Source organism: Serratia sp. CoH_134_PS_4 (genome assembly GCF_058190535.1).
Window position 1 is genome coordinate 41,097 of sequence record NZ_JBXWKI010000008.1, and the last position, 25,296, is coordinate 66,392.

At 55.3% G+C, this 25,296-nt stretch carries 26 protein-coding genes and 1 riboswitch; of the genes, 14 read left to right on the forward strand and 12 right to left on the reverse strand.

What is annotated here, in order from left to right; all coding sequences use genetic code 11:
• The first annotated feature begins 50 nt into the window (after positions 1 to 50).
• On the forward strand, positions 51 to 308 hold the full coding sequence (locus tag AC2FCQ_RS13965) for a VF530 family protein (protein ID WP_209632198.1): 258 nt from the start codon (positions 51 to 53) through the stop codon (positions 306 to 308).
• Between the two features lie 4 nt (positions 309 to 312).
• Here the strand turns inward: AC2FCQ_RS13965 and yvcK are convergent, their stop codons facing one another.
• The gene (yvcK, locus tag AC2FCQ_RS13970; protein WP_209632199.1) at positions 313 to 1,230 is read right to left on the reverse strand and encodes a uridine diphosphate-N-acetylglucosamine-binding protein YvcK; all 918 of its coding nucleotides are present in this window, start codon (positions 1,228 to 1,230) and stop codon (positions 313 to 315) included.
• Positions 1,231 to 1,490: 260 nt separating this feature from the next.
• A riboswitch (molybdenum cofactor riboswitch) is annotated at positions 1,491 to 1,633 on the forward strand.
• On the opposite strand from yvcK, the gene moaA reads away from it, so the two are divergent.
• The 6 genes from moaA (at position 1,620) to AC2FCQ_RS14000 (ending at position 5,360) form a co-directional block, all read left to right on the forward strand.
• Positions 1,620 to 2,606 (forward strand): GTP 3',8-cyclase MoaA, encoded by a 987-nt coding sequence (moaA, locus tag AC2FCQ_RS13975; protein WP_404760133.1) that lies wholly within the window; start codon positions 1,620 to 1,622, stop codon positions 2,604 to 2,606. Its footprint overlaps the riboswitch before it by 14 nt.
• A gap of 147 nt (positions 2,607 to 2,753) precedes the next feature.
• Positions 2,754 to 3,266, forward strand: a complete 513-nt coding sequence (gene moaB / locus AC2FCQ_RS13980) for a molybdenum cofactor biosynthesis protein B (protein WP_209632201.1) — start codon at positions 2,754 to 2,756, stop codon at positions 3,264 to 3,266.
• Between the two features lie 4 nt (positions 3,267 to 3,270).
• Positions 3,271 to 3,750 carry a cyclic pyranopterin monophosphate synthase MoaC gene (moaC, locus tag AC2FCQ_RS13985; protein ID WP_490308580.1) on the forward strand — a complete coding sequence of 160 codons (480 nt, stop codon included), beginning with the start codon at positions 3,271 to 3,273 and terminating at the stop codon, positions 3,748 to 3,750.
• Positions 3,747 to 3,992, forward strand: a complete 246-nt coding sequence (gene moaD, locus AC2FCQ_RS13990) for a molybdopterin synthase sulfur carrier subunit (protein WP_209632202.1) — start codon at positions 3,747 to 3,749, stop codon at positions 3,990 to 3,992. The genes moaC and moaD overlap by 4 nt, the downstream gene beginning before the upstream one ends.
• Before the next feature lie 2 nt (positions 3,993 to 3,994).
• A complete protein-coding gene (gene moaE / locus AC2FCQ_RS13995; RefSeq protein WP_265554869.1) occupies positions 3,995 to 4,462 on the forward strand; it encodes a molybdopterin synthase catalytic subunit MoaE in 468 nt (155 codons plus the stop codon).
• 187 nt (positions 4,463 to 4,649) lie between these two features.
• On the forward strand, positions 4,650 to 5,360 hold the full coding sequence (locus AC2FCQ_RS14000) for a Bax inhibitor-1/YccA family protein (protein ID WP_209632203.1): 711 nt from the start codon (positions 4,650 to 4,652) through the stop codon (positions 5,358 to 5,360).
• Positions 5,361 to 5,447: 87 nt separating this feature from the next.
• On the opposite strand, the gene AC2FCQ_RS14005 is transcribed toward AC2FCQ_RS14000, so the two are convergent.
• Genes AC2FCQ_RS14005 through AC2FCQ_RS14025 form a run of 5 tightly spaced genes read right to left on the reverse strand, consistent with a single transcriptional unit; the run spans position 5,448 to position 11,152 of the window.
• Positions 5,448 to 6,554 (reverse strand): ABC transporter permease, encoded by a 1,107-nt coding sequence (locus AC2FCQ_RS14005; RefSeq protein ID WP_490308579.1) that lies wholly within the window; start codon positions 6,552 to 6,554, stop codon positions 5,448 to 5,450.
• Between the two features lie 11 nt (positions 6,555 to 6,565).
• Entirely contained in the window at positions 6,566 to 7,720 is a 1,155-nt protein-coding gene (locus AC2FCQ_RS14010; RefSeq protein ID WP_209632205.1) for an ABC transporter permease, read from the reverse strand.
• Positions 7,717 to 9,447 (reverse strand): ATP-binding cassette domain-containing protein, encoded by a 1,731-nt coding sequence (locus AC2FCQ_RS14015; RefSeq protein WP_490308578.1) that lies wholly within the window; start codon positions 9,445 to 9,447, stop codon positions 7,717 to 7,719. The genes AC2FCQ_RS14010 and AC2FCQ_RS14015 overlap by 4 nt, the downstream gene beginning before the upstream one ends.
• A 10-nt stretch (positions 9,448 to 9,457) precedes the next feature.
• Positions 9,458 to 10,444 (reverse strand): secretion protein HlyD, encoded by a 987-nt coding sequence (hlyD, locus tag AC2FCQ_RS14020; protein WP_490308577.1) that lies wholly within the window; start codon positions 10,442 to 10,444, stop codon positions 9,458 to 9,460.
• Positions 10,445 to 10,462: 18 nt separating this feature from the next.
• The gene (locus AC2FCQ_RS14025; protein ID WP_209632208.1) at positions 10,463 to 11,152 is read right to left on the reverse strand and encodes a transcriptional regulator; all 690 of its coding nucleotides are present in this window, start codon (positions 11,150 to 11,152) and stop codon (positions 10,463 to 10,465) included.
• Positions 11,153 to 11,454: 302 nt separating this feature from the next.
• Here AC2FCQ_RS14025 and rhlE point away from each other — a divergent pair, with 302 nt between their 5' ends.
• Positions 11,455 to 12,816 carry an ATP-dependent RNA helicase RhlE gene (gene rhlE / locus AC2FCQ_RS14030; RefSeq protein WP_209632209.1) on the forward strand — a complete coding sequence of 454 codons (1,362 nt, stop codon included), beginning with the start codon at positions 11,455 to 11,457 and terminating at the stop codon, positions 12,814 to 12,816.
• 79 nt (positions 12,817 to 12,895) lie between these two features.
• Here rhlE and AC2FCQ_RS14035 read toward each other — a convergent pair whose 3' ends face one another.
• Entirely contained in the window at positions 12,896 to 13,924 is a 1,029-nt protein-coding gene (locus AC2FCQ_RS14035; RefSeq protein ID WP_404760131.1) for an HlyD family secretion protein, read from the reverse strand.
• A 2-nt stretch (positions 13,925 to 13,926) separates the two neighbouring features.
• A complete protein-coding gene (locus AC2FCQ_RS14040) occupies positions 13,927 to 15,534 on the reverse strand; it encodes an MFS transporter (RefSeq protein ID WP_404760130.1) in 1,608 nt (535 codons plus the stop codon).
• Positions 15,535 to 15,693: 159 nt separating this feature from the next.
• On the opposite strand from AC2FCQ_RS14040, the gene AC2FCQ_RS14045 reads away from it, so the two are divergent.
• The 4 genes from AC2FCQ_RS14045 to dusC all read left to right on the forward strand — a co-directional run bounded on the left by AC2FCQ_RS14045 (position 15,694) and on the right by dusC (position 18,932).
• Positions 15,694 to 16,473: an IclR family transcriptional regulator gene (locus AC2FCQ_RS14045; protein ID WP_209632212.1), complete on the forward strand. Its 780-nt coding sequence runs from the start codon at positions 15,694 to 15,696 to the stop codon at positions 16,471 to 16,473.
• A gap of 12 nt (positions 16,474 to 16,485) precedes the next feature.
• On the forward strand, positions 16,486 to 16,935 hold the full coding sequence (locus AC2FCQ_RS14050) for a universal stress protein (protein ID WP_209632213.1): 450 nt from the start codon (positions 16,486 to 16,488) through the stop codon (positions 16,933 to 16,935).
• A 25-nt stretch (positions 16,936 to 16,960) separates the two neighbouring features.
• Positions 16,961 to 17,920 carry a D-2-hydroxyacid dehydrogenase family protein gene (locus tag AC2FCQ_RS14055; RefSeq protein WP_490308576.1) on the forward strand — a complete coding sequence of 320 codons (960 nt, stop codon included), beginning with the start codon at positions 16,961 to 16,963 and terminating at the stop codon, positions 17,918 to 17,920.
• Between the two features lie 79 nt (positions 17,921 to 17,999).
• Positions 18,000 to 18,932, forward strand: coding sequence for a tRNA dihydrouridine(16) synthase DusC (dusC, locus tag AC2FCQ_RS14060; protein WP_490308575.1), 933 nt, complete (start codon positions 18,000 to 18,002; stop codon positions 18,930 to 18,932).
• 80 nt (positions 18,933 to 19,012) lie between these two features.
• Here the strand turns inward: dusC and AC2FCQ_RS14065 are convergent, their stop codons facing one another.
• Together AC2FCQ_RS14065 and AC2FCQ_RS14070 are read right to left on the reverse strand one after the other, a co-directional pair.
• The gene (locus AC2FCQ_RS14065) at positions 19,013 to 19,774 is read right to left on the reverse strand and encodes an arylamine N-acetyltransferase family protein (RefSeq protein ID WP_490308574.1); all 762 of its coding nucleotides are present in this window, start codon (positions 19,772 to 19,774) and stop codon (positions 19,013 to 19,015) included.
• A gap of 75 nt (positions 19,775 to 19,849) precedes the next feature.
• Positions 19,850 to 20,788 (reverse strand): LysR substrate-binding domain-containing protein, encoded by a 939-nt coding sequence (locus AC2FCQ_RS14070; RefSeq protein ID WP_490308572.1) that lies wholly within the window; start codon positions 20,786 to 20,788, stop codon positions 19,850 to 19,852.
• Positions 20,789 to 20,869: 81 nt separating this feature from the next.
• Between AC2FCQ_RS14070 and AC2FCQ_RS14075 the strand changes: the two genes are divergently transcribed.
• Positions 20,870 to 21,730 (forward strand): DMT family transporter, encoded by an 861-nt coding sequence (locus tag AC2FCQ_RS14075; protein ID WP_265554232.1) that lies wholly within the window; start codon positions 20,870 to 20,872, stop codon positions 21,728 to 21,730.
• A 252-nt stretch (positions 21,731 to 21,982) separates the two neighbouring features.
• Here the strand turns inward: AC2FCQ_RS14075 and AC2FCQ_RS14080 are convergent, their stop codons facing one another.
• On the reverse strand, positions 21,983 to 23,275 hold the full coding sequence (locus AC2FCQ_RS14080; protein ID WP_209632218.1) for a flippase: 1,293 nt from the start codon (positions 23,273 to 23,275) through the stop codon (positions 21,983 to 21,985).
• A gap of 153 nt (positions 23,276 to 23,428) precedes the next feature.
• Between AC2FCQ_RS14080 and AC2FCQ_RS14085 the strand changes: the two genes are divergently transcribed.
• Positions 23,429 to 24,283 carry an ATP-grasp fold amidoligase family protein gene (locus tag AC2FCQ_RS14085; RefSeq protein ID WP_209632219.1) on the forward strand — a complete coding sequence of 285 codons (855 nt, stop codon included), beginning with the start codon at positions 23,429 to 23,431 and terminating at the stop codon, positions 24,281 to 24,283.
• Positions 24,284 to 24,296: 13 nt separating this feature from the next.
• Here the strand turns inward: AC2FCQ_RS14085 and AC2FCQ_RS14090 are convergent, their stop codons facing one another.
• Complete coding sequence (locus AC2FCQ_RS14090) at positions 24,297 to 25,199, reverse strand: LysR substrate-binding domain-containing protein (protein ID WP_490308570.1); 903 nt, start codon at positions 25,197 to 25,199, stop codon at positions 24,297 to 24,299.
• Between the last annotated feature and the right edge of the window lie 97 nt (positions 25,200 to 25,296).

The following is a 25,296-nucleotide window of genomic DNA, read 5'->3' on the forward strand; positions in this document are numbered from 1 at the left end:
CCAAAGCTGATTATGGTGTGCGGCCAATTCACTACAACGAGCTACCGATCATGACCGAACACCAGTCCAAAGACCCGCTGCACGGCGTCACTCTGGAACAACTTCTGAATAAACTGGTGGAGAGCTACGGTTGGTCGGGGCTGGCTGAACGCATTCGCATCAACTGCTTCAGCAGTGATCCCAGCATTAAGTCCAGCCTCAAGTTTTTGCGTCGTACCCCTTGGGCGCGCAAGCAGGTGGAAGATCTTTACATCGACATGATCGAAAAAGCCGCCAGCGATAACCCGTGGTTGCGTGGCGGCAAGTAAGTGCTTAGGCGCGGGTGCCTAATTCGATCAACGCCTGATCCAGCGCCTGGCGCAGCAATTGACGATCGTGGCGGTAGGGGATATCGGTCGCTTCCAGCGGTTGTTTGATCACCACGCGATCTTGCACTTCACTGGCATCCACCGAGGGGCCGACAATCAGCGCGTCGATCATCTGGCGACCAATCTTCTCTTCCATCAGTTCCAGCTTATTTTTCAGCGTCAAGGCTGCAGCCGCGACGCTCAGTTCCCGTCCCAGGTTACCGATATAAATCATATTGGCGCTGCTGCGGCGCAAGGCCTGCGTGAGGTCATCAAGCAGCAGCAGGGGCATCAGGCTGGTCAGGAAGCTACCTGGCCCGATCAGAATCACATCGGCCTGTGCAATGGCATCCAACGCTTCGCGCGTCGCGTTGACGCGCGGTGACAGCATCAACTCTTGCGGCATGTCGGTCAGCTGATCGACATTCACTTCACCGTAGACATGGTTGCCTTCGTGGTCGTGCGCCATCAGATCCACGGGCTGCTCGGACATCGGGATCAGGGCTGCATCTACCTTCAGTAAGCTTCGCACCAGATTGATCGCTTCCAGTGGGCGAACGCTGAGGTGATCCAATGCCTTCAGCATCAGGTTACCGAGGTTGTGTCCCGAGAGCTCACCATTGCCGCTGAAACGATATTCAAACATGGCGGAAGCCACGCTCGGTTCCGTGATCAACTGATTGAGGCAGTTACGGGTGTCGCCCCAGGCGATGCCGCCTTCTGAACGTCGGATACGGCCGGTTGAGCCGCCGTTATCGGTGGTGGTGACAATACCGGTTAAACGGGATCCTAAAGACGACAGGGAAGACATTACGCGGCCCAGGCCATGGCCACCACCTAATGCCACCACCCGATCGAGGTCGGCCAGGGTACGATTACGCATAAATTTCCTTACAAAGGGGCTTAACTGCCCGCATAAAGTAGCGGATTTGGCGCAAAAACGCGAAAAAGAGTGTGATTCACGTGATTCCGGTCAATTCGTCTGCGTAAAGGGCGTTTATCATGGTTTATCAGATTTGGAGCCGCTTAAAATCGCTGTATACACAATTATATAGCGAAATTGCGCGTTGGCTATCCAGTTTGTTTAGCGCTAGAATTCTGATGAAAACCACGGTTTCGTTCCGGCTACTCAATCAGTAGGAACTGAAACCAAAACTCCTAGCCTCTGGGCCTACGTTGTTCTCGCGGATGATATGGCGCTTTGGCCGTGGCGAAGTTAGCCACCAGGGTGCAGAGTGGAAACGCTCGCGCCTCCCGACTTTGGAAGGTGTTATGGTGCCGCAACTCATTGATGCTTATGAGCGTAAGTTCTATTACTTGCGCCTGTCGATTACCGACGTGTGTAACTTTCGTTGCACCTACTGCCTGCCGGATGGCTATCGTCCTAATGGTAGCCCAAAAACCTTCTTGTCACTGGATGAGATCAGACGTGTTAGCCGCGCATTCGCCGAGCTGGGCACAGAAAAAGTGCGCCTGACCGGCGGCGAGCCCTCGCTGCGTCGCGATTTTACCGAGATCATTGCCGCCGTGCGTGAAAACCCGGCTATACGCCAGCTTGCCGTGACCACGAATGGCTACCGTCTGGCGCGCGACGTCGCCGGCTGGCGTGATGCCGGCCTGACGGCAATCAACGTCAGCGTCGACAGCCTGGATCCCCGACAATTTCATGCCATCACCGGCCAGGATAAATTTCGTCAGGTGATGGAGGGTATCGATGCCGCTTTCACTGCCGGCTTCAACAAAGTAAAGGTTAATGCCGTGCTGATGCGTGATGTTAACCATCAGCAACTGGGTACCTTCCTGCACTGGATAAAAGACCGCCCAATCCAACTGCGTTTTATCGAACTGATGGAAACCGGCGAGGGCGGAGAACTGTTCCGCAAACACCACGTGTCTGGCGATGTGATTCGCTTACAGCTGGAGCAGCAAGGTTGGCAGCGCCAGCCACGCGGCCGTAGCGACGGTCCGGCCCAGGTGTTCAGTCACCCGGACTATCAGGGCGAGGTGGGCTTAATCATGCCGTACGAGAAAGATTTCTGTGCCAGTTGCAACCGACTGCGGGTGTCCGCCATCGGTAACCTGCACCTGTGTCTGTTTGGTGAACAGGGCATTACCTTGCGCGATCTGCTGGCGGATGACAGCCAGCTTGAGGAATTGAAGGATCGCATTCAGGGCGGGCTGCTGACCAAAAAGCAAACCCACTTCCTGCACCAGGGCAACAGTGGCATCACGCAAAACCTGTCGTTTATCGGCGGCTGATACCCGGCATATTTCAAGCCGCAGCCTTGTTGGCTGCGAGCGTGCACCCCAGTCACTGACTTGAGTCAGCGCCTGGGGATTGACGCACTGGCCGCCGAGCTGCAACTTGAAATCTATTGGGTATCCTAAATAGGAGCATATTGAACAATGAGTCATGCCAGCAGTGAATTCATTCCGGCACATATCGCTATTTTGACCGTTTCAGACAGTCGTGGTGAAGCAGAAGATACCTCCGGCCAATACCTGCAGGAAGCCGCGCTTGAAGCGGGGCACCAGGTTGTGGATCGCGCCATCAGCAAAGACGACATTTATCAAATCCGTGCACAAGTTTCCGCGTGGATCGCCGACGAAAAAGTACAGGCAGTGCTGATTACCGGCGGCACCGGTTTTACGGCCCGTGATAACACGCCGGAAGCCCTGTTGCCGCTGTTTGATCGTGAAGTGGAAGGGTTCGGCGAGCTGTTCCGCATGGTGTCTTATGAAGAGATTGGCACCGCCACCATCCAATCGCGTGCCTTGGCTGGGATTGCTAACCAGACGGTGATTTTTGCCATGCCTGGATCGACCCGGGCCTGCCGTACGGCCTGGGAACGTATTATTGGAGAGCAACTGGACGCACGCCACCGTCCGTGCAACTTCCTGCCACATCTGAAGAAATAAAAATATGACGCAGCTAACTCACATTAACGCCGCGGGCGAAGCCCATATGGTCGATGTTTCCGCTAAAGCTGAGACGGTGCGCGAGGCGCGTGCCGAGGCTTTCGTGGAGATGCTACCCGCAACTCTGGCGATGATTATCGACGGCAGTCACCACAAGGGCGACATATTCGCCACGGCGCGCATAGCCGGTATTCAGGCGGCAAAACGCACCTGGGAACTGATCCCACTGTGCCACCCACTGATGCTGAGCAAAGTTGAAGTGCAGCTGGAAGCACAGCCGGAACACAGCCGGGTACGGATTGAAACCTGCTGCCGGTTGACCGGTAAGACGGGGGTTGAAATGGAAGCCCTGACCGCAGCCTCGGTGGCTGCGTTGACCATTTATGACATGTGTAAAGCGGTACAGAAAGATATGGTGATCGGCCCGGTGCGGCTACTGGCGAAAAGCGGCGGTAAGTCCGGTGATTTTAAGGTGGAACTATGATTAATATTCTGTTTTTTGCGCAGGTGCGCGAACTGGTCGGCACCGGCGATTTGTCTATGCCGGCGGACTACCCAACGGTAGAGGCACTGCGTAAGGCGCTGTGTTCCCGGGGTGATCGCTGGGCGCTGGCACTGGAGTCCGGAAAGCTACTGACTGCGGTGAATCAGTCGCTGGTGGCGGCCGAACACCCGCTGCGCGCAGGTGATGAAGTCGCTTTCTTTCCACCGGTAACCGGAGGTTAATGGTGGAAAATACCCGTATCCGCGTAGGTGAAGCGCCATTTAATGTGGGTGATGAATACCAATGGTTGGCGCAGTGCGATGACGATGGCGCTGTCGTGACGTTTACCGGCAAGGTGCGTAATCACAACCTGGGCGATAACGTCAGTGCGCTAACACTGGAACATTATCCGGGAATGACCGAAAAAGCATTGGCGGAGATCCTGGACGAAGCCCGTAGCCGCTGGCCGTTGCAGCGTGCAACGGTCATCCACCGTGTAGGCGAGCTGTTTCCTGGCGATGAAATCGTGTTTGTTGGCGTGACCAGTGCGCACCGCAGCATGGCTTTTGAAGCCACCGAGTTCATCATGGATTACCTGAAAACTCGCGCACCCTTCTGGAAGCGTGAAGCGGTTGGGCAGGGTGACCGCTGGGTCGATGCGCGTGACAGCGATCGACAGGCGGCGGAACGCTGGCATAAAGCGGTTAAATAGCCGATAAACAGCGGAAACAAATCAATACCTTTGCTGCTTTCGCGTTAGGTTTTCTGTGGTACGCTTATAGCAGGTAGATCCTTGGGATACCCTATGAATTTCAAGTTACCGCCAGGCAAACTGGGGCTTGAAAGGTGATGGGTACCGGGGGATTTAAATCTTGTTTCACACATAAAAGGTAACCGTCATGGACCGATATCCACGCTCTAATGGTTCAATCGTCGAACGTGCCAACAGCGGCATTCAGGCTTACATGGCGCAGGTTTATGGCTGGATGACCTGCGGCATGCTGTTGACGGCGTTTGTTTCCTGGTACGCGGCTAACACGCCTGCGATCCTTAACTTTATCTTCTCCAGCCAGATCACCTTCTTCGGCCTGATTATCGTGCAGTTGGGGCTGGTGTTTGTCATTTCCGGTATGGTCAACCGCCTGAACGGTACGGTAGCCACCGCGCTGTTTATGCTCTATTCGGCACTGACCGGGTTGACGCTTTCCAGCATTTTCATCGCTTATACCTACAGTTCAATCGCCAGCACGTTTGTGGTGACTGCCGGTATGTTCGGTGCAATGAGCCTCTACGGCTACACCACCAAGCGTGATTTGAGTGGTTTCGGCAGCATGCTGTTTATGGCGCTGATCGGGATTGTGCTGGCTTCACTGGTCAATATCTGGCTGAAAAGCTCGGCGCTGATGTGGGCGATTACCTACATCGGTGTGGTGGTGTTTGTTGGCCTGACGGCGTACGACACCCAGAAGCTGAAAGCCATGGGCGAGCAGCTGAACTCGGATGACAAAGACAGTTTCCGTAAATACGCCATTGTCGGCGCACTGACGCTGTACCTTGATTTCATCAACCTGTTCTTGATGTTGCTACGTATTTTCGGCAACCGCCGCTAAATCCGTCTTCTTTCAAACTGCAGCTTGAAATCCATAGAATTTATAGTGAATAGAAAGACTCTGCGATCCCTATCGCAGAGTCTTTTTTTATGCAATTTTGCGTCGGAACATGGCGTAGGCGGCGCTGCCGGTGGTGGCGGTGATCACCAACAACGGCCACAGGCTGTGCCAGATGATGCTGAAACTGGCGTCCTTCAGGTAAATCTGTTTAGTGATGTCGGTAAAGTGGCGGATCGGGTTGAGCCAGGTGAGGTTTTGCAGCCATACCGGCATGTTTTCCACTGGCGAGACATAACCGGAAAGCAGGATAGCCGGCATCATAAACACGAATACACCGATAAACGCCTGTTGCTGAGTGGCGCACAGCGACGAAATCAGCAAGCCGAACCCCACCAACGACAGCCCGTAAACCAGCATCGTGCCGTAGAACAGCAGCAGTGAACCGGCGAACGGAATCTGATAGATAAAGATACCAATCAACAACACGATGCTGGCCTGGAAGGTCGCGACGATCAGCGCGGGGACCGCTTTGCCGATAAATATCTGCCAGGTGGTTAACGGCGACACCAACAGCTGTTCCAGCGTACCCTGTTCGCGCTCACGTGCTACTGACAGTGAGGTGACAATCAGCACGCCGATGGTGGTGATCATGGCAATCAATGACGGCACCACAAACCATTTATAGTCCAGGTTCGGGTTATACCAATTGCGTATTACCAACTCGCTGTTGTTAGGCTTGGCGCGCTCACCGATCAGCTCATTTTGATAGTCCTGTACAATTTGCTGCACATAGTTGGCAGCGATCTGCGCACTGTTGGAGTTGCGCCCATCCAACAACAGCTGCAGCGGGGCGGTATTGCCAGTAGCGATATCACGCGAGAATTGCGCTGGGAAGCGGATCAGCAGCAGGGCTTTTTGATTGTCGATGGTGGCTTGGATCTCCTGTGGGCTACGCAACAGCAGCACATGGGAGAAGGCTTTTGCTTTGGCAAAACGCTGGGTCAGTTCGACGGAGGCATGGCCGCTGTCTTCGCTATAAACCGCGATGGTGGCATTGGTCACCTCCAGCGTAGCGGCGAACGGGAACAGCAGGACCTGCAAGATCACCGGCATAATCAAAATGGTCCGCGTTTGCGGATCGCGCAGTAACGTCTGCATTTCCTTGATGATTAACGTCCAAAGACGGTGAAACATCATCTAGCTCCTTAATCCAGCCGTCGCTGGGTTTTCCAGGCGGTCAGGCCAATAAATACCACCGCCGAAGCGATCAGGAACAACAGGTTAACCATCAGCACTGTGCCGACGTTGCCCGCCAGAAACAGCGTTTGTAGCGTGCTGACGAAGTAACGCGCCGGAATGATGTAGGTTACAGCCCGCACGATGGCCGGCATGCTGTCTATCTGGAAGATAAATCCAGACAGCATGATCGACGGCAGAAAGGCAGCATTCAGCGCCACCATTGCTGCGTTGAACTGGTTACGGGTGATGGTCGAAATCAGCAGCCCCATACCGAGCGTACTGGCAAGGAACAGGCTACTGATGACGAATAAAATCAGCAGCGAGCCGCGGTAGGGGACGCCAAGTACCCATACCGACACCCCCATGCACAACACCATGGCGATCATGCCGAGGAAGTAATAAGGCACCAGTTTGGACAACAGCAGTTCGGCACGCGTGACCTGAGTGGAGAGCAGAGCCTCCATGGTGCCACGTTCCCATTCACGGGCGATCACCAGTGAGGTAAGGATAGCGCCGATCACCGTCATGATAATGGTGATGGCGCCGGGGATAATGTAATGCCGGCTGATCGCCGCCGGGTTGAACCAATAGCGCATCTGAACATCAATTAACGGCTTTTCCTCACGCCCGCGATCGGTGGCGCGTTGCTGCTGCCAGATTTGCCACACTCCCTGGGTATAACCTTGAACAAAGTTGGCGGTGTTTGGCTCGCTACCGTCGGTAATAATTTGAATCGGTGCGCTATCTTGTGGCCGTGCCATGCGTTGAGCAAAATCATTGGGGATCACGACCAGCCCGCGGATACGGCCCGCCTGCATCAGTTGGATTAACTGTTGACGGTTATCGCTAATGGTCGGTTCGATATAGGGTGAGCCGGCAAAGGCATTCGCCAGATCGCGTGCATCTTCGCTTTGTTGTTCCATCAGGATCCCCAGCCGCAACTTGCTGGAGTCCAGATTGATGCCGTAACCGAAGATAAACAGCAGCATCAGTGGAATGACAAAGGCGATCAGCCCGCTGCTCGGATCGCGCAGGATTTGCCGCGTCTCTTTCAGGCACAGTGCGCGCAGGCGTCGCCAGGAAAAACCGCTGTCGTCGCGGGTGGCCATTTTGCTACTCATGGCTGCTCCTCCTGATCATAACCTTGCACCAGTTCGATAAACGCCTGCTCCATCGACGGATTGGGATTCTCGGCGCTGGCGATCTGGTGTTTGAGATCGTCCGGAGTGCCTGCGGCAATGATCTTGCCGCGGTACACCAGCCCAATGCGGTCGCAGTATTCCGCTTCGTCCATAAAGTGGGTGGTGACCATCACGGTCACGCCTTTGTCCACCATGCCATTAATGTGCAGCCAAAACTCACGGCGGGTCAGCGGATCGACGCCGGAGGTCGGTTCATCGAGAAACAGAATATCCGGCTCGTGCATAAGTGCGCAGGCCAGCGCTAACCGCTGTTTGAAGCCAAGCGGCAGCGAATCCGGTGTTTGGTCGAGGATGGGGCCAAAATTGAAGGCGTTGGACATCTCGCCGATTTTTTCGCGCTGCGCCTTGCCGCTCAGGCCGTAAACCCCGGAGAAAAACTTCAGGTTTTGCGCCACGGTCAGGTTACCGTACAGCGAGAATTTCTGCGCCATATACCCCAAATGCTGGCGAGCCTTGCCGGAACTGGTTTTGAGATCCATACCCAGCACCAGTGCTTTGCCTTCGGTTGGCACCAATAACCCGCACATCATTTTAAACGTGGTGGATTTACCGGCACCGTTCGGGCCCAGCAGGCCAAAAATCTCACCGCGTTGCACTGTGAAGTCCACGTGATCGGTGGCGGCGAAGTCGCCAAATTTCTTTGTCAGCCCCTGCGCTTCGATCACGGTTTCAGTTTTTTCGCCTTCAACGGTAGGCATGATCTCCGCCAGCGCTGATTTACTGTTCGGTCCACCGCCGAGCAAATCGATAAACGCATCTTCAAACCGAGGATCCGCCTCGCTCAATTCGGCGTCCGGCAGATCCAGCGCCTGTAGCAATTGCCGATGATCTTCACCTTCTTTGAGGATCAATCGCAGGTATTTACCCTGGATCACACCGTCAGTGACTGCAGGCAGGCAGATCGCCCGTTGCAGCAGGGCCCGGTGATTACCGGCGGGCGGCGCGATCAGCACGGTGCGCCCAGCCATGCGCTGGGTAAGATCCTGGGGGGCGCCACTAAAGAGCAGCTCGCCCTCATTGAGCAGCAAAACTTCGCGGCACTGTTCAGCTTCGTCCAAATAAGAGGTGCTCCACAGGATCAACATGCCGTCGTTGGCCAGTTCGTGCACCATGCGCCACAGTTCGCGCCGTGAGATCGGATCGACCCCGACGCCAGGCTCATCCAGCAGCAGCACCTGCGGCTGCCCGACCAGCGTACAGGCCAGCCCGAGCTTTTGCTTCATGCCGCCGGAAAGTTTGCCCGCCAACCGGGTGGTGAAGCGGGTGAGATCGGTAAATGTCAGCAGCCGATCAAACGTCTGTTTACGCAGATCACCGGTCACACCGCGCAGATCGGCGTAAAGCGTCAGGTTTTCCATCACCGTCAGATCTTCATACAGGCCAAATTTCTGTGGCATGTAACCGAGGATGGCGTGCAGCTGGCGATCCTGGGCGATCGGATCCAGCCCGGCGACACGCAGTGTGCCGCTACTGGGTTTCAGTAGCCCTGCCAGCATACGCAGCAGGGTGGTTTTACCCGCGCCGTCTGGGCCAACCAGCCCGGTGACGGCACCGCTGGTCAGTCGGGTGGTGAGGCTGGCGACCGCCGGCTTTTCCAATGTCGGGAAACGTTTTTCCAGCGCTTCAAGTTCAATCACCTGTTCCATCACCACCCCCTTAAGGTTTGGCAAAGCGAACGGTGACTGGCATTCCCTGGCGCAATGCGTCATCGGCGTCAGTGACGATAACGCGTAGCCGGTACACCAAATCGGTGCGCAGGTCCGGCGTTTCCACGCTTTTCGGCGTGAATTCAGCGGTGGGTGACACAAAGCCGATTTTGCCGTGATACGGCTTGTTTGGCCGGCTGTCAGTATAAATTTCCAGTTCGGTGCCGGGGGCTGCTTTGCCCAGACTGACTTCGTTGACATAGGCGCGCACCCACACCGGGCGCGTCAGCGACAGGGTAAATACCGTGCCACCGGCGGCAAGCATGCTGCCCGGTTCGACCGCACGGGTCAGCACCGTGCCCGCTGACGGGGAAACCAGACGGGTATCTTGTAAATTCAGCTGCGCCTGAGCCAGCGCGGCTTCGCTTTGCGCAAGGTTAGCTTTGGCTTCTTCAATCTCCTGTGGGCGGTTACCGCTCAGGTATTGCGATAGCTTGTCTTTCGACGCTTGCAGGTTGGCCAGGGCTTGATTGCGTGAGGTATGGGCATCTTCCAGCGCGTCGGCGGAGGTGGCGTTTTTTGCCCACAGCCCTTGTTGCCGCTTCAGGAAGCTATCGGCGTAGTTAAAGGCCGACAGACGTTGAGCCACTTCTGAGCGTACCTGCGCAATTTCCTCGGCGCGATAACCGGCCAGCAGCAGTGCCAGTTTGGCTTTGGCGCTACCCACGTTAGCCTGCGCCTGCTGCAATGCATTGAGGTATGGGGCATCGTCCAGTTTGCCAAGCAATTGCCCAGGCTGGAGGGTATCGCCTTCATCGACCGTCAGCGACGCCAGCCGCCCATCAACACGGAACCCCAAATTCACTGTGCGGATATCTACGTTGCCGTACAGCGTCAGCGGTTTTTCTTGCTGCTGTTGGTAATACCAAACCCCGTAAATGGCCGCGGCGATAAGTACAATAACTGCAACAATGAGGGCACTGCGTTTCTTATTCATAACACTCCCTGCCTGAATTTACGCGCCATAGCGTTGGCGCAGCCCATTAACCAGAATTTCAATGTGTTCAGCCAACACTTCGCTGATTTGATCCGCCTCGGCGGTGCCGATTTGCTGCCAGCCAGCCTGCCGGCGTACGGTTTCCCTCGCCACGCGGAACGACAACACTTCGCCAATCAGTGCGTGGGTATGCAGCACGATTTTGGTCGAATGCGGGTCGATGCCTGTGTAGGCCGCCAGCAGTCGGCAAAGCTTGTCATGCAAGGGGGCGACCACTTGTTGGTGAATCAGAGGATAGGCGTCAGTGGGGGAAAGCTGCTCACGCGACATAATCTTGCTGAGGTTGAGCGTCTGCGGTTGCGTCATCAGGTCGCTGAATGCCAGCAGGCCGCGTTTAAGGTGCTCGAGATAGTATTCCCGCGGGCGTTCGGCCTCTGGCAACTGCCAGAAGCGATCAATCTCGTCGGCCAGGGGGCGAAATGCCTGCTGGATAAAGTCGGCAATCCACTGTGCGACGGCCAGGTAAAGGCCCTCTTTGGAATTGAAGTAGTAGGTGATGGCCGCGATATTGTGCCCGGCGCGCTGCGCAATATCGCGGGTGGTGGCACCCTGAATGCCGTATTCACCGAACATCTCGATGGCGGCGGCGATCAGCTGCTGGCGTGCCTGTTCACCGCGAGCCCGGCTGGCCGTTTGATTGTTTGGCATTGATGACGCTCGCTAAAGTTAATCAATCATATGATTAACTTTATGCCAGATTGCACGAAATGCAATCAGTAACCGTGATTTATTTAAGGGCTTTTTTTCGGACTAGGCTGAATTCTCGGCATATTGTGCTCTGAGTCACTTAAATTACGTTTTCTTGTTCGACTTCTGCTACAATCGCCCGCTTGGTGCACTGCAGTTTGTGCCAATCCCTCGTGGTCATGCTTAATGTCCCGTCTGATAATCCTCCCAGGAAACTGCACCGAACACTGTTAGGTTAGGGGGGATCTGGAGTTTTTCTCTTTATGTCATTTGAAACCCTCGGCTTAAGTGCTGAAATTCTGCGCGCTGTTGAAGAACAGGGCTATCGCGAACCTACGCCAATTCAACGCCAGGCGATTCCTGTCGTATTGGAAGGTCGTGACCTGATGGCCAGCGCCCAGACCGGTACCGGTAAAACCGCTGGCTTTACCCTGCCGCTGCTACAGCTGCTGAGTAAGCATGATCATGCGGTCAAAGGTCGCCGTCCTGTACGTGCACTGATCCTGACGCCAACCCGTGAATTGGCGGCGCAGATCGGCGAAAACGTCGAATCCTACAGCAAATATCTGCGTCTGCGTTCGCTGGTGGTATTTGGCGGCGTGAGCATCAACCCGCAGATGATGAAACTGCGTGGCGGTGTTGATGTTTTGGTGGCAACACCAGGCCGTCTGCTGGATCTGGAACACCAACGTGCGGTTGACCTGTCCAAAGTTGAAATTCTGGTGCTGGACGAAGCGGACCGCATGCTGGATATGGGCTTTATCCATGATATCCGTCGTGTGTTGGCCAAGCTGCCTGCCAAGCGTCAGAACCTGCTGTTCTCTGCGACCTTCTCCGACGACATTAAAGCATTGGCTAACAAGCTGCTGCATAACCCGGCATCGGTTGAAGTGGCGCGTCGTAATACCGCGTCCGAGCAAATCGAACAGAGCGTGCACTTCGTTGATAAGAAGCGTAAGCGGGAACTGCTGTCCCAGATGATCGGTGAAGGTGACTGGAAGCAAGTGTTGGTGTTCAACCGCACCAAGCACGGCGCTAACCACCTGGCCGAACAGCTGAACAAAGACGGCATCACTGCCGCAGCCATCCACGGCAACAAAAGCCAGGGCGCCCGTACCCGTGCATTGGCCGATTTTAAAGATGGCAAAATTCGTGTGTTGGTGGCGACAGACATCGCGGCGCGCGGGTTGGACATCGACCAACTGCCACACGTGGTGAACTACGAGCTGCCGAACGTACCGGAAGACTATGTACACCGCATTGGCCGTACCGGCCGTGCAGAACGTACCGGTGAGGCTATCTCGCTGGTGTGTGTGGATGAGCACAAACTGCTGCGTGATATCGAACGTCTGCTGAAGCGTGAAATTCCGCGTATTGCCCTGCCAGGCTACGAGCCGGATCCAAGCATCAAGGCGGAGCCTATCATCAATGGCCGTCAGGGTGGCGGACGTGGTGCTCCACGCGGCAACGGCGGTGGTCAGCGTTCCGGTAACGGCGGTGGCCAGCGCAGCGGCAATGGCGGCCAGCGTGAAAATCGCGGTGGTGGCAGCGCCCGCCCGCAGGGTGATGGCAAGCCGCGTTCAGGTGCGCCTTCGCGCCGTCCGCGCAGCCGCCCAGCGGAGTAAATTGCGCTGCTGTCAGCGAATAAAAAGCCACCGTTTACGGTGGCTTTTTTTTATCAAAAAATCAGGATGATGCCCAATATCAGCGCATCTCAAGTTCCGGTACGACCGACATACCGACGCGCAGCCGCGCCAACGCCGGCTGATTGGGCTCCAGCAGAATTTTCACCGGCAGGCGTTGCACCACTTTGGTGTAGTTGCCGGTGGCGTTATCGGCGCTGATGGCGGCAAACGTGGAGCCTGTTGCGGGCGCAATGCTGTCTACGTGGCCCCGTAATGTCACCCCAGGCAGCGCATCTACGCTGATCGACACCGGCTGGCCGGCAGAGACGTTGGCCAGCTGGGTTTCCAGAAAGTTGGCGACCACATAGCTTTGTTGCAGCGGTACCACCGCCAGCAAGCGTGTTCCTGCGGAGACCCAGGCACCCTGACGTACCGCGCGCTGGCCGACAGTGCCGCCAATTGGGGCAACAATCCGCGTATAGGAAAGGTTCAGACGTGCCTGATCAACGCTGGCCTGTGAGGCGGCAATGTTCGCTTCTGCCTGTTTCCGGCTGGCCTGCAACACGCCAACCTCCTTGCGTGCAGACACCACGGCGGCCTGGTTCTGTTTCAACTGCGCTGCGGCGGTTTGCATCACGGAAGCGGATTTTTGCTGTTCATCCGCGGTGGCAGTACCGGTTTTTAACAACCGGCGATAGCGATCGGCATTTTGTCCGGCATAGTTAAGCGTAGCCTGGCTCGCGCTGACGCTGGCTTCTTGCTGAGCAATATTGGCCTGTTGTTGATCCAGCTGTGCTTGAATGCTGGTGAGTTTGGCCTGGCTAATTTGCAGATTGGCCTGTGCCGTTTCCAGCGCAACGCGGTAATCCTGGTCGTCGATGGTTGCCAGCACTTCACCGGCTTTCACCTGCTGATTATCACCGACATTCACGCTGCGGATATAACCGGAAATTTTGGGGGCCACCAGCGTGTAATCAGCACTGACTACCGCGTCATCGGTACGAAAATGATGACGATTGAGAGAGGCACGAATAAAGAAAGCGATAGCCAGCAGGACTAACAGCAGCAACGCCAAAGTTAAGGTTCGTTTTGCAGGGGTGAAGCTCATGGTTATGATCCTGATGTTTTTGGAACTAAAGGTAAAAGCGTTTGCGGTGGATAGACCCGCTTCGGCAACCAGGCGGTCAACAGCACCAGCAGCAGGGCGAAACCAATAATCAGCAGATAGGCGTCACTGATGCTGAGGATCACCGCCTGATGTTTTAGCAGCGTCGAAAAATGCCCAAGATTTTCCGCTGAACTGACCGAACCATCCGGCAACAGGGGCATAGCACCGCTGGCGCGATCGGCGTTCTCTGCCGTCATCAACCACGGGTGATTGCCCAACCGATCAACCAGCACCTGAGAGTGAAATTTCTCCCGGTGGGTAATAACGTTTTCTACCAGGCAGCTTGCCGCCACTGCGGAAAAACCGCGCACGGTGTTAAACATTGCCGAGGCAAAGGGGCCTTCTGGGGCCATGATCACGCTGGTAGACGTCATTAACACCGGTAAAATCATCATCGGTTGGCCAAACGCCTGGAGGCTTTGGATCAGCCAGAAATTTTGTCGCGCCCAGTCGTCTGTCAACTGCATTCCGAGCAGACAAGAGCAGGCTATTAGCGCAGCACCGAGGGTCAGTACCCAGCGGGCATCTATCCAGCGCAGGTTCAACAGGGTGGCGATTAAAGGCGCGATGACCAATTGTGGCAAGCCAACGGCCAACGCCAAGGGGGCGAATTGCACGGTGCGAAAGCCTTCCACCTGCGAAAAGTAAAAGGATGGCAGCATCGAGCCTGACAACGCCAGCAACAGCACGCCAGCCAGCGTCAGCAGGCTATAAGAAAGATTTATTCGCTGCAGTAGTTGCAGTTTTAGCAGTGGCAACGGATGGAACCATTCGTTGATCAAAAATACCACCAACAGCGCAATAGAAACCGGCAACATCAGGCTGATCAATGGCGAATTGAACCAGTCGAGTCGTTCTCCCTGGGTTAGCGAAAGAATCAATAGCGCGATGCCACTACAGCCGGTGATCATGCCGAACAGATCGATTTGACGAAAACGTTCCAGGCGTAAAGGATCCTGCGGCAACCCCCAACTTATCAATAAGAAGGCGATCAGACACAGCGGGATCGCTTGCCAAAAGACAAACTGCCAGCCCAGATTGTCGGTCCATAGCGCCGCCAGCGGCGCGGCGACATTGGGGCCAAAGGTGGCAGTGAGCGCATAGGCGGCCAGCCCGTAAAGCTTGATGGTGGGGGGCAGAAAACGCAGCGCCACTGTCATCAGCAAGGGGGGCAATGCGCCGCCAAACAGACCTTGCACGACGCGCAACGCAATAAACAGCCCAGGGTCTGTGATTAACGGCTGGATTACGCCGACGGCGGCAAAACCGCCGATCACCACCAGAGCAAAGCGGCGCAGCGAGAAGGTCACGGCAAACCAAGGGGCGATCATCATGGCCGAGACTTCCGCCGCCTGATAAACCGAGGTGATCCAACTGCCTTGATCGAAACCTATACCGATAGCCGTACGGATATCTGCCAGCGCCAGATCGCTTGTCCTGTCATTCAATCCAGAGGTCAAGGCGGCAATCAGCACGCCCACCAACCCTAATGCCAGACGCAGAGTGAAAGGATGCGGCGCAGCGGCGGGGGGCGCAGGCTGAGCGTTCATAGTATGACTCCAGAAACGAAACTTACGATGCACTGTATTGTATGGCGATACATTGTGACGCATGCTACATTGTGATGCGTTGTATTGCAATGTGGTACATCGTGCCGACGGCCAGAAAAAAATGTTACAGTGTGGCCAAAAGTAAGGAAAAGAACCCCTATGTCTGAACCCTCTACATGCTGCGATGACGAAAGAACCGGCGGAATTCAAGTCATTACCCGTGCAGCGAAAATTCTCGATGCGCTGGGCGCAAAGCCAAATGGCATGAGCCTGGGCGAAATTGCGCTGGCGGTCGATCTGCCGCGTTCAACCGTACAACGTATTGTCAACGCGCTTGATTCTGTGCAGCTGGTGCGAGGCGGTGCCGGTGGCGTGCGTCTGGGGCCGTCGTTGCTGCGGCTGATTGCCAGTGTGCACACCGAAATGGTCGCGATTGCGACGCCCTGGCTGCAGGCATTGAGTGATGCGACTGGCGAGACGGTTTCGCTGGGACGCGCCAGTGGCCTACAGTTGGCGGTGGTGCACTACATTGTTGCGGATCGCGAGCTGCGGGTGGTACCGCGCATCGGTATGAATCTGCCGCTGTACAGCACCTCCGGCGGACGCGCGCTGTTAGCGCTGAACAGCGATGATGCGGCCCGGGAGTTGCTGGGGGAGGCCTATATGGCGGTGACCGATATGACGGTGCGTGATTTCCCGGCATTGCTGGAACGCCTGACCGAAATACGCCGCACCGGCCTGTCCTACGATCGGGAAGAAACGCTGGAAGGTGTCTCCACCATGGCGGTGGCTATCGACACCATTCTGGGGCGCTTCTCCATCAGTTTGTTAGTACCCAGCACGCGTTTGGCCAAGAATGAAGCTCGCTTCCGCGAGGAAATCCTTAAGTGTAAAGACGCGCTGATCGACGAGATTGGCAAGGTCGCGTCGCGAGATTAACCGGAGAAGGTAATGAAAACACTGTTGGTCGCGGTTGATAACTCCGCCAATGCGCGCAAAGTCATTTCACTGGCTGCTGAACAGGCATTGGCTCAACAGGCGGCGGTCGTGGTGTTGTGCTGCGTAGACCTTAGCTATTCCATTGCCGGTCCGTATGACATTGAAGCGGGTGAAGATCCGGCGGATTTTGGTTGCGCACTGGATGAACAACAGGCCGCTGCCACTGTGGTACGCCAGGCGCTGAACGAGCTGCAAGGCGCGGGCGTCAATGCGCGTGGGCGTGTCGTCGCCGGTGAACCGGCAGAAACCATTGTTGCCCAGGCTAATGCGCTGAACGCGACGATGATAATTATGGGGCGCCGCCATCTTTCCCCCTTTAGACGACTGTTGAAAGGGTCGCATAGCGCCTTGGTGATTGAAAATGCCGATTGCCCGGTATTGGTTGACGTGCGTGCCGACTGACTGTGTTTGATCCCTGGAGCCTAAGATGAAACTAAAATGTGCCATTCTTGACGATTATCAGCAGGTCGCGCTCAACATGGCGGACTGGTCCGCCATCGCTGACCGGGTTGAGGTGTTCGCAATCAACCAACATTTTACCGATGAAGCGGAACTGGCAGTGCATCTGCAGGACTGCGACATTCTGGTGATCATGCGTGAGCGTACGCCGATGACGGCGACATTGCTGGCTTGCCTGCCCAAATTGCAGCTATTAATTACCTCAGGTATGCGCAATGCCTCGATTGATCTGGCCGCAGCAGCACAGCGCGGGGTTGTCGTCTGCGGTACCGACAGCGGCTCTGCAGCGCCGATGGAGCTGAGCTGGGCATTATTGCTTGGGTTGGCTAAACATCTGGTGCCGGAAAATGACGGTCTGCGGCACAACGGGCCTTGGCAGCAATCGCTGGGTGTGACGCTGCAGGGTAAAACGCTGGGTCTGCTGGGGCTGGGCAAGATTGGTCGTCAAATGGCCGCGGTGGCGCACGCTTTTGGTATGAAAGTGCAGGCCTGGAGCCAAAACCTGACGGCGGACAAGGCCAATGAGGTTGGCGTTACGCTGGCGGAATCAAAACAGGCATTGTTTGAACAGAGCGACTTTGTGTCCATTCACCTGGTGCTGAGTGATCGCAGCCGTGGGCTGGTTGGTCAACAAGAGCTGAAGGCAATGAAAAAAACCGCGTATCTGATCAATACGTCACGCGCAGCGATTGTCGATAGAACCGCGTTGATTGATGCGTTACAGCATGGGCAGATTGCCGGTGCCGGGCTGGACGTATTTGAGGTTGAACCTTTGCCGGCCGATGACATTTTCCGCCAATTGCCTACTGTGTTGGCGACGCCGCATTTGGGCTATGTGGCTGACAGCAACTATCAAACCTATTTCCGCGAAGCGCTCGAGGACATTGTGGCGTTTCTCGCCGATGAACCGATACGCCGTCTGAGCTAGACGCTTTTATTTCCCTGGATGCTTGTCTGATACTGGGGTTCGCCCGTATCATTGCGCGTCTTTTTTAGCAGGGGTAATCATGCGCGTATTATTGGCTCCGATGGAGGGCGTTCTCGATTCTTTGGTGCGCGAATTGCTCACCGAGGTGAACGACTACGATCTGTGCATCACCGAATTCCTGCGCGTGGTTGATCAACTGCTGCCTGCCAAATCTTTTTACCGCTTGTGCCCAGAATTGCATCACGCCAGCCGCACACCGTCTGGCACCTTGGTGCGCATTCAACTGCTGGGGCAATACCCGCAGTGGTTAGCGGAAAATGCTGCGCGTGCGGTCGAACTGGGCTCTTACGGCGTCGATCTTAACTGTGGTTGCCCGTCGAAATTGGTGAACGGCAGCGGCGGTGGGGCGACGCTGCTCAAAGATCCTGAGCTGATTTATCAGGGGGCTAAAGCCATGCGTGCGGCGGTGCCAGCCCACTTGCCGGTGACGGTAAAAGTGCGACTGGGGTGGGACAGCGACAGCCGCAGCATTGAAATTGCCGATGCGGTGCAGCAGGCCGGCGCCACGGAGCTGGCGGTACATGGCCGCACTAAAGAGGACGGTTACAAGGCGGAGCGTATCAACTGGGCGGCGATTGGCGAGATCCGCCAGCGCCTGACCATTCCGGTGATCGCCAACGGCGAGATCTGGGATTACCAAAGTGCGCAAGACTGCCTGCAAACGACGGGCTGTGATGCGGTAATGCTCGGACGCGGCGCGCTGAATGTGCCAAATTTGAGCCGGGTAGTGAAATACAATGAACCGCGTATGGCCTGGCCGCAGGTGGTGCAGCTACTGCAAAAATACGTTCATTTGGAAAAGCAGGGCGATACCGGCTTGTACCACGTGGCGCGCATCAAGCAATGGCTGGGGTATTTGCGTAAAGAATATGATGAAGCGACTGAGCTGTTCGGTGAAGTGCGCGCACTGACCAATTCAAAAGATATCGCCCGGGTGATTTGCCGCTCGTAATAGTCTACACCCGCCAACCAAGCCTACACCAATACCTCGTGTAGGGGCGCTGCAGGTTGCGCCCGCGTTAGCTCAGCGTTTCAGTCGTCCAGATCAATCGAGAAATAGCGCATTAATGCTTCACGGCGTTCTTCTTCCGAATGCAGCGTCGACTCCCGACGGTGGTGATCTTCGGTGATAATCAGTTTGTTCTCGCTGATGGTCACTCGGCCGTTTTCCGTGGCGTGGGAGCACACCAGTTTCTGGGTAAAATGCGACTGCGGCGAGGTGCTGTGGTAATGGCACATGTCGGTAAATTCGTCGAGTTGGCGTTTTTGCAGGCTGAAACGGTAGAGCGTTTTGGCATGCGAGCGCTGATCGCCATTGCGACGCTCCAAAAAATAAACCTCGCCTTCCTGTTCCAAATGGAAGGTGCCGGTGCTTTGTGGCTGTTGCTCGGCCGTCGTGATCCTTAGCGGGGTCAGGAAGGAATCACCAAATCCCACGTCCACCAGATAGGGCTGATCCAGCTCGACCAGCAGTGCCATATGATCGAACGGCGGGCCAAAACTGCCGTCACGGGCGCGGATCTCGCCGGAAATAAAATGCACGCTAAAGCCAATTTCCTGCAGCAACAAAGCAAATAGCCGGTTTAGCTCATAACAAAAGCCGCCGCGGTTGTGTTCAACAATTTTACTGAACAGCGCCTTCTCTTCCAGATGAATGCCCTGATGATAAATAATGCTCAGGTTTTCAAAGGGAACCTTGAGCATATGACCACGGTGTAATTGTTGCAGCGTCGGAAGGTCGGGTTGGGGGATGCCTGCGAATCCAATATGTTGCAGGTAACGTTGTCTGTCCACGGCGTGTCTCACAGCAGAAAAATTGAACATAAAATAGTTGGATTTGGCAACGTTGTGGGGGCAATAAGTGCTATGTCAGAACGCCGGGGATTTGCCGGCGGCCTGCAGCAACAGATTTACCCAGCGGCGGGTGGTGGCGCTAACGAACGCGCTGTCTGCCCAGCAAAGGCGATACTGGTAGGCGGCAGGCAATTGCCGATCCTCGTCAAACACCCGCACCAGCTTGCCGGTGGCCAGCGCATCCTGCGCGACGGCCAGGCTTCCGAGCACAATGCCATTGCCTTCGATTGCTTCCTGCAGCGCATGACCGACGCTATTGAACGTGAGAATGCCGCGCGGCGCCGTAATACCCTCACCAAAGGCCATGAACCAGTCTTGCCAATTGGCGATCCCCAGCCCTTGAGCATCTTTCCACGGTGAGTGAATCAACTGCGATTGGGCGACATCGGCAGGGGTGGCGAGTTTAGGGTGTGCAGCGAGAAATGTTGGGCTTGCCAACGGCGCGAAGGCATCGGCGAGCAGCTCACGGGAGTGTGGCGGCGGGGTGCGCGTTGGACTGTAACGAATGGCGATATCCGCTTCGCCATTGGCCATATCGCGCAGGCTTTCATTGGCGTCCAGCACCAGCGAAACATCAGGATCGGCACGGCGCAATGCCGGCAGGCGCACTGCCAACCAGTGGCTGGCAATCCCCAGCGTACAGGTCAGTTTCAGTGTTTGCTGTTGTTCTGGCCGAACGCGATCGCTGGCTTTTTGTAGCAGCGTCAGTGCACGGGTAACGTCGATCGCTAGCCGTTTTCCCGTCTCATTGAGTGCAACGGCGTTACCTTTCCGGTGAAATAGCTCGACCCCCAGCTCGTTCTCCAGATGGCGTATCTGGCGGCTGACCGCACCCAGTGTCACGTTCAACTCTTCTGCGGCCTCGGTAAAACTGGCGCAGCGCGCCGCAACCTCGAATGTATGCAAGGCTTTCAGCGATGGCAGACGTGGTTGAGCGTTCAGCTTGAGTTTCATTCAACCATATTGCCAATCTATCGATGTTCCACAAGTGATTTTTTGCATACTTTTGAGGCAAAGGTTCAAGAGGAATACGACGTGGATATACTGATGGGGCTGGCTGCCGCGCTGTGCTGGGGCGGTACGGATTTTTTGGTTGGGATTAACGCCAGATCGGTGGGGGTACGCAGGGCAGTATTTTTTTCTCAAGCGATCGGCTTTGTGATTTTTACTGCGTTGCTGTTGGTCTCAACGTCACCTGTCTTTGTGGCTTCAGGCGCAGTTTGGGGGTTGGCGCTACTGGCTGCCGGTTTGATGGTGAGTGGTTCGTTAGCCTTGTCACAGGCCTTTGCCATCGGCCAGGCGGCGATGGTGGCTCCACTGGTCACCTGCTATGGCGCTGTCACTACGTTGTTGTCGTGGATCAGTGGAGAACAGCTTACTGCGTTGACGCTGGCAGGGTTGGCGATCTGCCTATTGGGCGTAATGCTGACGGCGATAAGCCCAGGGCGGCAGCCGGGCCACCGGTCATCATCGTTACCGGCAATCGTCTTCGCGTTGCTCGCCGCGTTCTGTTACGGCACGGGGTTCTGGCTGCAAGGAAAATACACGCTGCCGGTATTGGGTCCCAGCGTTAGCCTGTGGCTCGGTTATACCCTGGGGTTGCTGGCTCTGCTGACGCTAACAACGCAGCGGCGAGCGCTGGTGTCGCGACCCGATTGGCGGCAGGCCGGGTTGCTGCTGGCAGCCAGTTTGCTCAACCTGGGCGGCTTTAGTGCATTTTCCGTGGGCGCCAGCGGCGGATCGGTGGCGGTAGTTACCGTGCTTAGCACCCTGTCCGGCGGTATTGCCGCGCTACTCGCGGCGCTGTTGTTGCGCGAACGGCTTTCCGTTTTGCAGTGGATGGGGGTTTTTACGGTATTGACCGGGGCCGTGGTGCTGCACGTGAAATCGAGCTAGTTTGCCGCCTATCCGTTTTCTCATTTGGGTCATGGCCGTGCGTGATAAGCGATTGACGCGCCTATAATGCCTGCGCCCACAATAATAATATGCCTGTCCGGGAGACCCATATCGGCTTTCTTCCTCGCATGCACCGGGCGCACCATAAATTAGATGTCATGCAGATAAATGTGCGGTTGCGATGTCGATCAGCTGACGCCCCTTAAAGGCGCGCCTCGGCAGTGGGCCGGGGGCACCCAAGGCCCAGGGCTTTCAACCGGCGTGCTGGGAGCGTCTGAAATAGGTCAACGGATTCAGCGAACGCAGGTGCAGTTGCAATACCACACCGCGGCGGAAGAGGTAGTTGAGAACGGTCAACGACAACAGCTCAGTCAGCAAGGTGCTGTAGGCGGCGCCCATCATGCCGTACTGACGGATAAGGCAATACGACAGCGGGATATTGATGACAAACACCAGGAACATTTTCTTCGACAGGAAGCCGTAACCAGAGAACATCACAATGTATTTATAGGCCAGGGTACCCAGCGCGGAAAGCAGGGTGGCAACCGCCAATACCCCCATAGCAGGATAAGCGGCTAAGTATTGTTCCCCGTACAATAAGACGATCACCGGTTTGCCGAGCAAGACAATGCCGGCCACGATCGCGGCGGAGATCGCCAGCACCAACCCATTCAGTTTGGCTGCGGTACGCATGGCATCATTGCGGTGATAAGCAAATATTTTGGCGAAAAACGAGGTGATAACCGCATCGGTGACAAACATCCAGGCGGTTGCCAGGGTAATGGCGACGGAGTAAATACCCAGCGCTTCGGCGGAAACAAACCACATCAGGAACAACTGCGCCAGTCGGGTATAAATGGCGATGGAAACATTGGATATTGCCAGCGGCAGGCCACTGGCGAGCAAATAGCGCACATATTTACGCCGAACGCGCCCAGGTGCGATAAAGCGCGGATGGCGGCGGTGGTACATGTGGTGGCGAATCAGATAGGGGATCAAATAAACCATCACAATCGGGATCGCCAGGTAATACAGGTGCAGATCAAAATACACAATCAAATAACGCACTAGCAGCGCACTGCCCAGCCCGGCCACGTTGGCCAACGTATTGAAGCGCGACTCCAGCCGGGCATCATGGTAAATGGTGAAGACGTCTCTCAATGAGAAAAAGCTGGCGACAAAAGTGGCGGCACAAAAGTAGAAGGTAATGAAGTCTTCTCGCAGGCCGGTGTAAATCAATATTGCTGCAGAGAGCACGATGAAACAGCCTTGGCGCAGCCGATTGGTGGAGAACATCAGCGCAGTTCCAGAGCCTGGATTGCGGCTAATTCGCTTGAACAGAACGGTATCGGAACCCAGTAGCGCCAGCGTTTGGGTAATGGCGAAAATGGCGGTAGCAAAGGTGATCTTGCCGAAGCTTTCCGGGCCAATATATCTTGCCATATAGGCGGTGATGAATATCACGCCCAAGATGGACACCATCTTTTCGGATATCATCCAAAACGCATTGCTCACTATCCTGATATCTATGAAATTTAATTTCATTCGCGCTTTCCCTGTCGCATCTTTTAATAGGAATTATCCGATTATTTCCTTAACCTCTGTAGGGATGACTCGCAGGGTTTTATAATTGAGATGCTATAACCGGAGTGTCAGAAGCATTTCTACGTATGCTATGTTCATGGAAGAAAGAGAAGAATGAGAAAACTCGTAAAACGACTCTATCGGGCCGCGCCCGATTTTATTTATTATCAAGTCAGCCATTACCTTGTCCACGGCTCTTTTGTTAACTTCAAATCCCCAAAGACATTTTCAGAAAAAATCTATCGACGCATGCGCTATCCGCATAATGATTTCAGTATGTTAGCGGATAAGATGGCGGTCAGGGAGTATATTGCCCAGCGGGTGTCGGATAAATACCTAACGCCTATTATTATGGCGACGCCTAATTTCACTGAACAAGACTATCTTTCTTTGCCACAATCATTTGTTATCAAAACAAATAATGCGTCACAACAAGTCAAGATAGTGAAAGATAAAAGCACGGTATCCTATCAAGATATTGCGAATATTCTTAAGCAATGGTCTGCAATAACCTATTGGAAGAGGTATCGAGAAAAACACTACGCAAATATTCCGCAGCAGGTTATCGTCGAAGAGCTGCTGGATATTGAATGTGACGGTGAATTGATTGACTACAAGGTGCATGTATTTAACGGAAAACGGCCTTACGTGTTTGTCGAATTGCTGCGTGGTGGCCCTGAGCCGAGCTCGCTGGAGTTTTTAGATGAGCATGCACGCCATTGCTTTTTTACCCAGGCAGACATTCCGCAAGTCAATACGCTGTATGAAAAACCGGCTTTCTGGGATGAGATGATTCAGGTCGCTAAAGCGGTTTCCGCGGATTTGGACTATTGCCGCGTCGATTTTTATCTCACACGTGAGCAAATATATATCGGCGAATTGACGCTTACCCCAGGTGCTGGCAACGAAGTGTATTTGCCACGTGCCACCAATCTTCTGCTGGGCGAGATGATGTCTAAAGCGTGGTGATCCTTGTGGCAGGTTACTGCCCGCCGCCTGCAGGCGAGATGCTCTGTAGCCACGCAAGAAACTCAGCTGCTTTGGGTTTTTCCAGCGTACGTTGAGGATAAACCACGTAATAGGGCTTGCTGAGCGGTAGCGCCGGTTCTGCCAGCGGCACCAATGTCCCCTTGGCCAGTTCCCGCTGAATAAGTTGTTGCTGACCAAGTAAAATACCCAGGCCTTCCACAGCGGCATCTATTGCCAATGAGGTCAGGTTATAGGTCAGGCCACGTCGCTGTGGCGGAGGCAAGCCGGCTGCGTTAAACCATTCATGCCACCCCGGCAGGAACTGGCTTTCCTTACCCCAATCGACATGGATCAGCGGCTGGTGCGTCCAGTCGCCAGCCGCCTGCAACTGCGGGCTGCACACCGGTTGAACAGCGTCCTGAAACAAACGCACTTTTTCCAATAGCGGGTAGTCTTGATCGCCAAAACACAGGGCAAAGTCTGCTGTTGAGCTGGCGAAGTCCACTTCGCCGTGGGTAGCATGCAGCCGGATATCGACCTGCGGGTGTTGCGTCAGCCAGCCCCCAATCACCGGGTTTAGCCATTTTGATGCCAGTGCCGGTAGGGCAAATAGCGTCAGCGTCTCCTTGCCTCGCTGGCGATCGACATGCTGCTGCGCGATACGCAGTGTCTCAAATGCCTGCTGCACGTACGCCAGGTAATCCGCGCCCTGTTCGGTTAGTGTTACGCCGCTTTTGGCTCGGGTGAACAGCACAATGCCCAGGTGCTGCTCAAGCTGGCGGATTTGCTGGCTGACGGCGGCGGCGGTCAACGCCAGGCTGTCTGCCGCTTTGGCTAAGCTGCCGGTGCGAGCGGCGGTTTCAAAAGCCAGAATAGCGCTCAGTTTGGGCAGGCGGCTACGGGGGGGTGCGTTCATGGCAGTTATCGCTAAGAATTGGTTAACATATCCTTAACGCATTTTTGTTATTACGGCAATGTGACATTCGCTACAGTGGGGTTATCCGGCCTAATGC

Bases quoted from the DNA above. Each gene is read 5' to 3' on its own strand.
- moaD (WP_209632202.1), top strand. From the start codon at position 3,747: ATGATTAATATTCTGTTTTTTGCGCAGGTGCGCGAACTGGTCGGCACC.
- AC2FCQ_RS14070 (WP_490308572.1), bottom strand. From the start codon at position 20,788: ATGAAACTCAAGCTGAACGCTCAACCACGTCTGCCATCGCTGAAAGCC.
- moaB (WP_209632201.1), top strand. From the start codon at position 2,754: ATGAGTCATGCCAGCAGTGAATTCATTCCGGCACATATCGCTATTTTG.
- hlyD (WP_490308577.1), bottom strand. From the start codon at position 10,444: ATGAATAAGAAACGCAGTGCCCTCATTGTTGCAGTTATTGTACTTATC.
- AC2FCQ_RS14010 (WP_209632205.1), bottom strand. From the start codon at position 7,720: ATGAGTAGCAAAATGGCCACCCGCGACGACAGCGGTTTTTCCTGGCGA.
- dusC (WP_490308575.1), top strand. From the start codon at position 18,000: ATGCGCGTATTATTGGCTCCGATGGAGGGCGTTCTCGATTCTTTGGTG.
- AC2FCQ_RS14025 (WP_209632208.1), bottom strand. From the start codon at position 11,152: ATGCCAAACAATCAAACGGCCAGCCGGGCTCGCGGTGAACAGGCACGC.
- AC2FCQ_RS14040 (WP_404760130.1), bottom strand. From the start codon at position 15,534: ATGAACGCTCAGCCTGCGCCCCCCGCCGCTGCGCCGCATCCTTTCACT.
- AC2FCQ_RS14000 (WP_209632203.1), top strand. From the start codon at position 4,650: ATGGACCGATATCCACGCTCTAATGGTTCAATCGTCGAACGTGCCAAC.
- AC2FCQ_RS14055 (WP_490308576.1), top strand. From the start codon at position 16,961: ATGAAACTAAAATGTGCCATTCTTGACGATTATCAGCAGGTCGCGCTC.
- AC2FCQ_RS14085 (WP_209632219.1), top strand. From the start codon at position 23,429: ATGAGAAAACTCGTAAAACGACTCTATCGGGCCGCGCCCGATTTTATT.
- AC2FCQ_RS14045 (WP_209632212.1), top strand. From the start codon at position 15,694: ATGTCTGAACCCTCTACATGCTGCGATGACGAAAGAACCGGCGGAATT.
- AC2FCQ_RS14035 (WP_404760131.1), bottom strand. From the start codon at position 13,924: ATGAGCTTCACCCCTGCAAAACGAACCTTAACTTTGGCGTTGCTGCTG.
- AC2FCQ_RS14050 (WP_209632213.1), top strand. From the start codon at position 16,486: ATGAAAACACTGTTGGTCGCGGTTGATAACTCCGCCAATGCGCGCAAA.
- moaC (WP_490308580.1), top strand. From the start codon at position 3,271: ATGACGCAGCTAACTCACATTAACGCCGCGGGCGAAGCCCATATGGTC.
- rhlE (WP_209632209.1), top strand. From the start codon at position 11,455: ATGTCATTTGAAACCCTCGGCTTAAGTGCTGAAATTCTGCGCGCTGTT.
- AC2FCQ_RS14080 (WP_209632218.1), bottom strand. From the start codon at position 23,275: ATGAAATTAAATTTCATAGATATCAGGATAGTGAGCAATGCGTTTTGG.
- moaA (WP_404760133.1), top strand. From the start codon at position 1,620: ATGGTGCCGCAACTCATTGATGCTTATGAGCGTAAGTTCTATTACTTG.
- AC2FCQ_RS13965 (WP_209632198.1), top strand. From the start codon at position 51: ATGACCGAACACCAGTCCAAAGACCCGCTGCACGGCGTCACTCTGGAA.
- AC2FCQ_RS14015 (WP_490308578.1), bottom strand. From the start codon at position 9,447: ATGGAACAGGTGATTGAACTTGAAGCGCTGGAAAAACGTTTCCCGACA.
- AC2FCQ_RS14005 (WP_490308579.1), bottom strand. From the start codon at position 6,554: ATGTTTCACCGTCTTTGGACGTTAATCATCAAGGAAATGCAGACGTTA.
- yvcK (WP_209632199.1), bottom strand. From the start codon at position 1,230: ATGCGTAATCGTACCCTGGCCGACCTCGATCGGGTGGTGGCATTAGGT.
- AC2FCQ_RS14090 (WP_490308570.1), bottom strand. From the start codon at position 25,199: ATGAACGCACCCCCCCGTAGCCGCCTGCCCAAACTGAGCGCTATTCTG.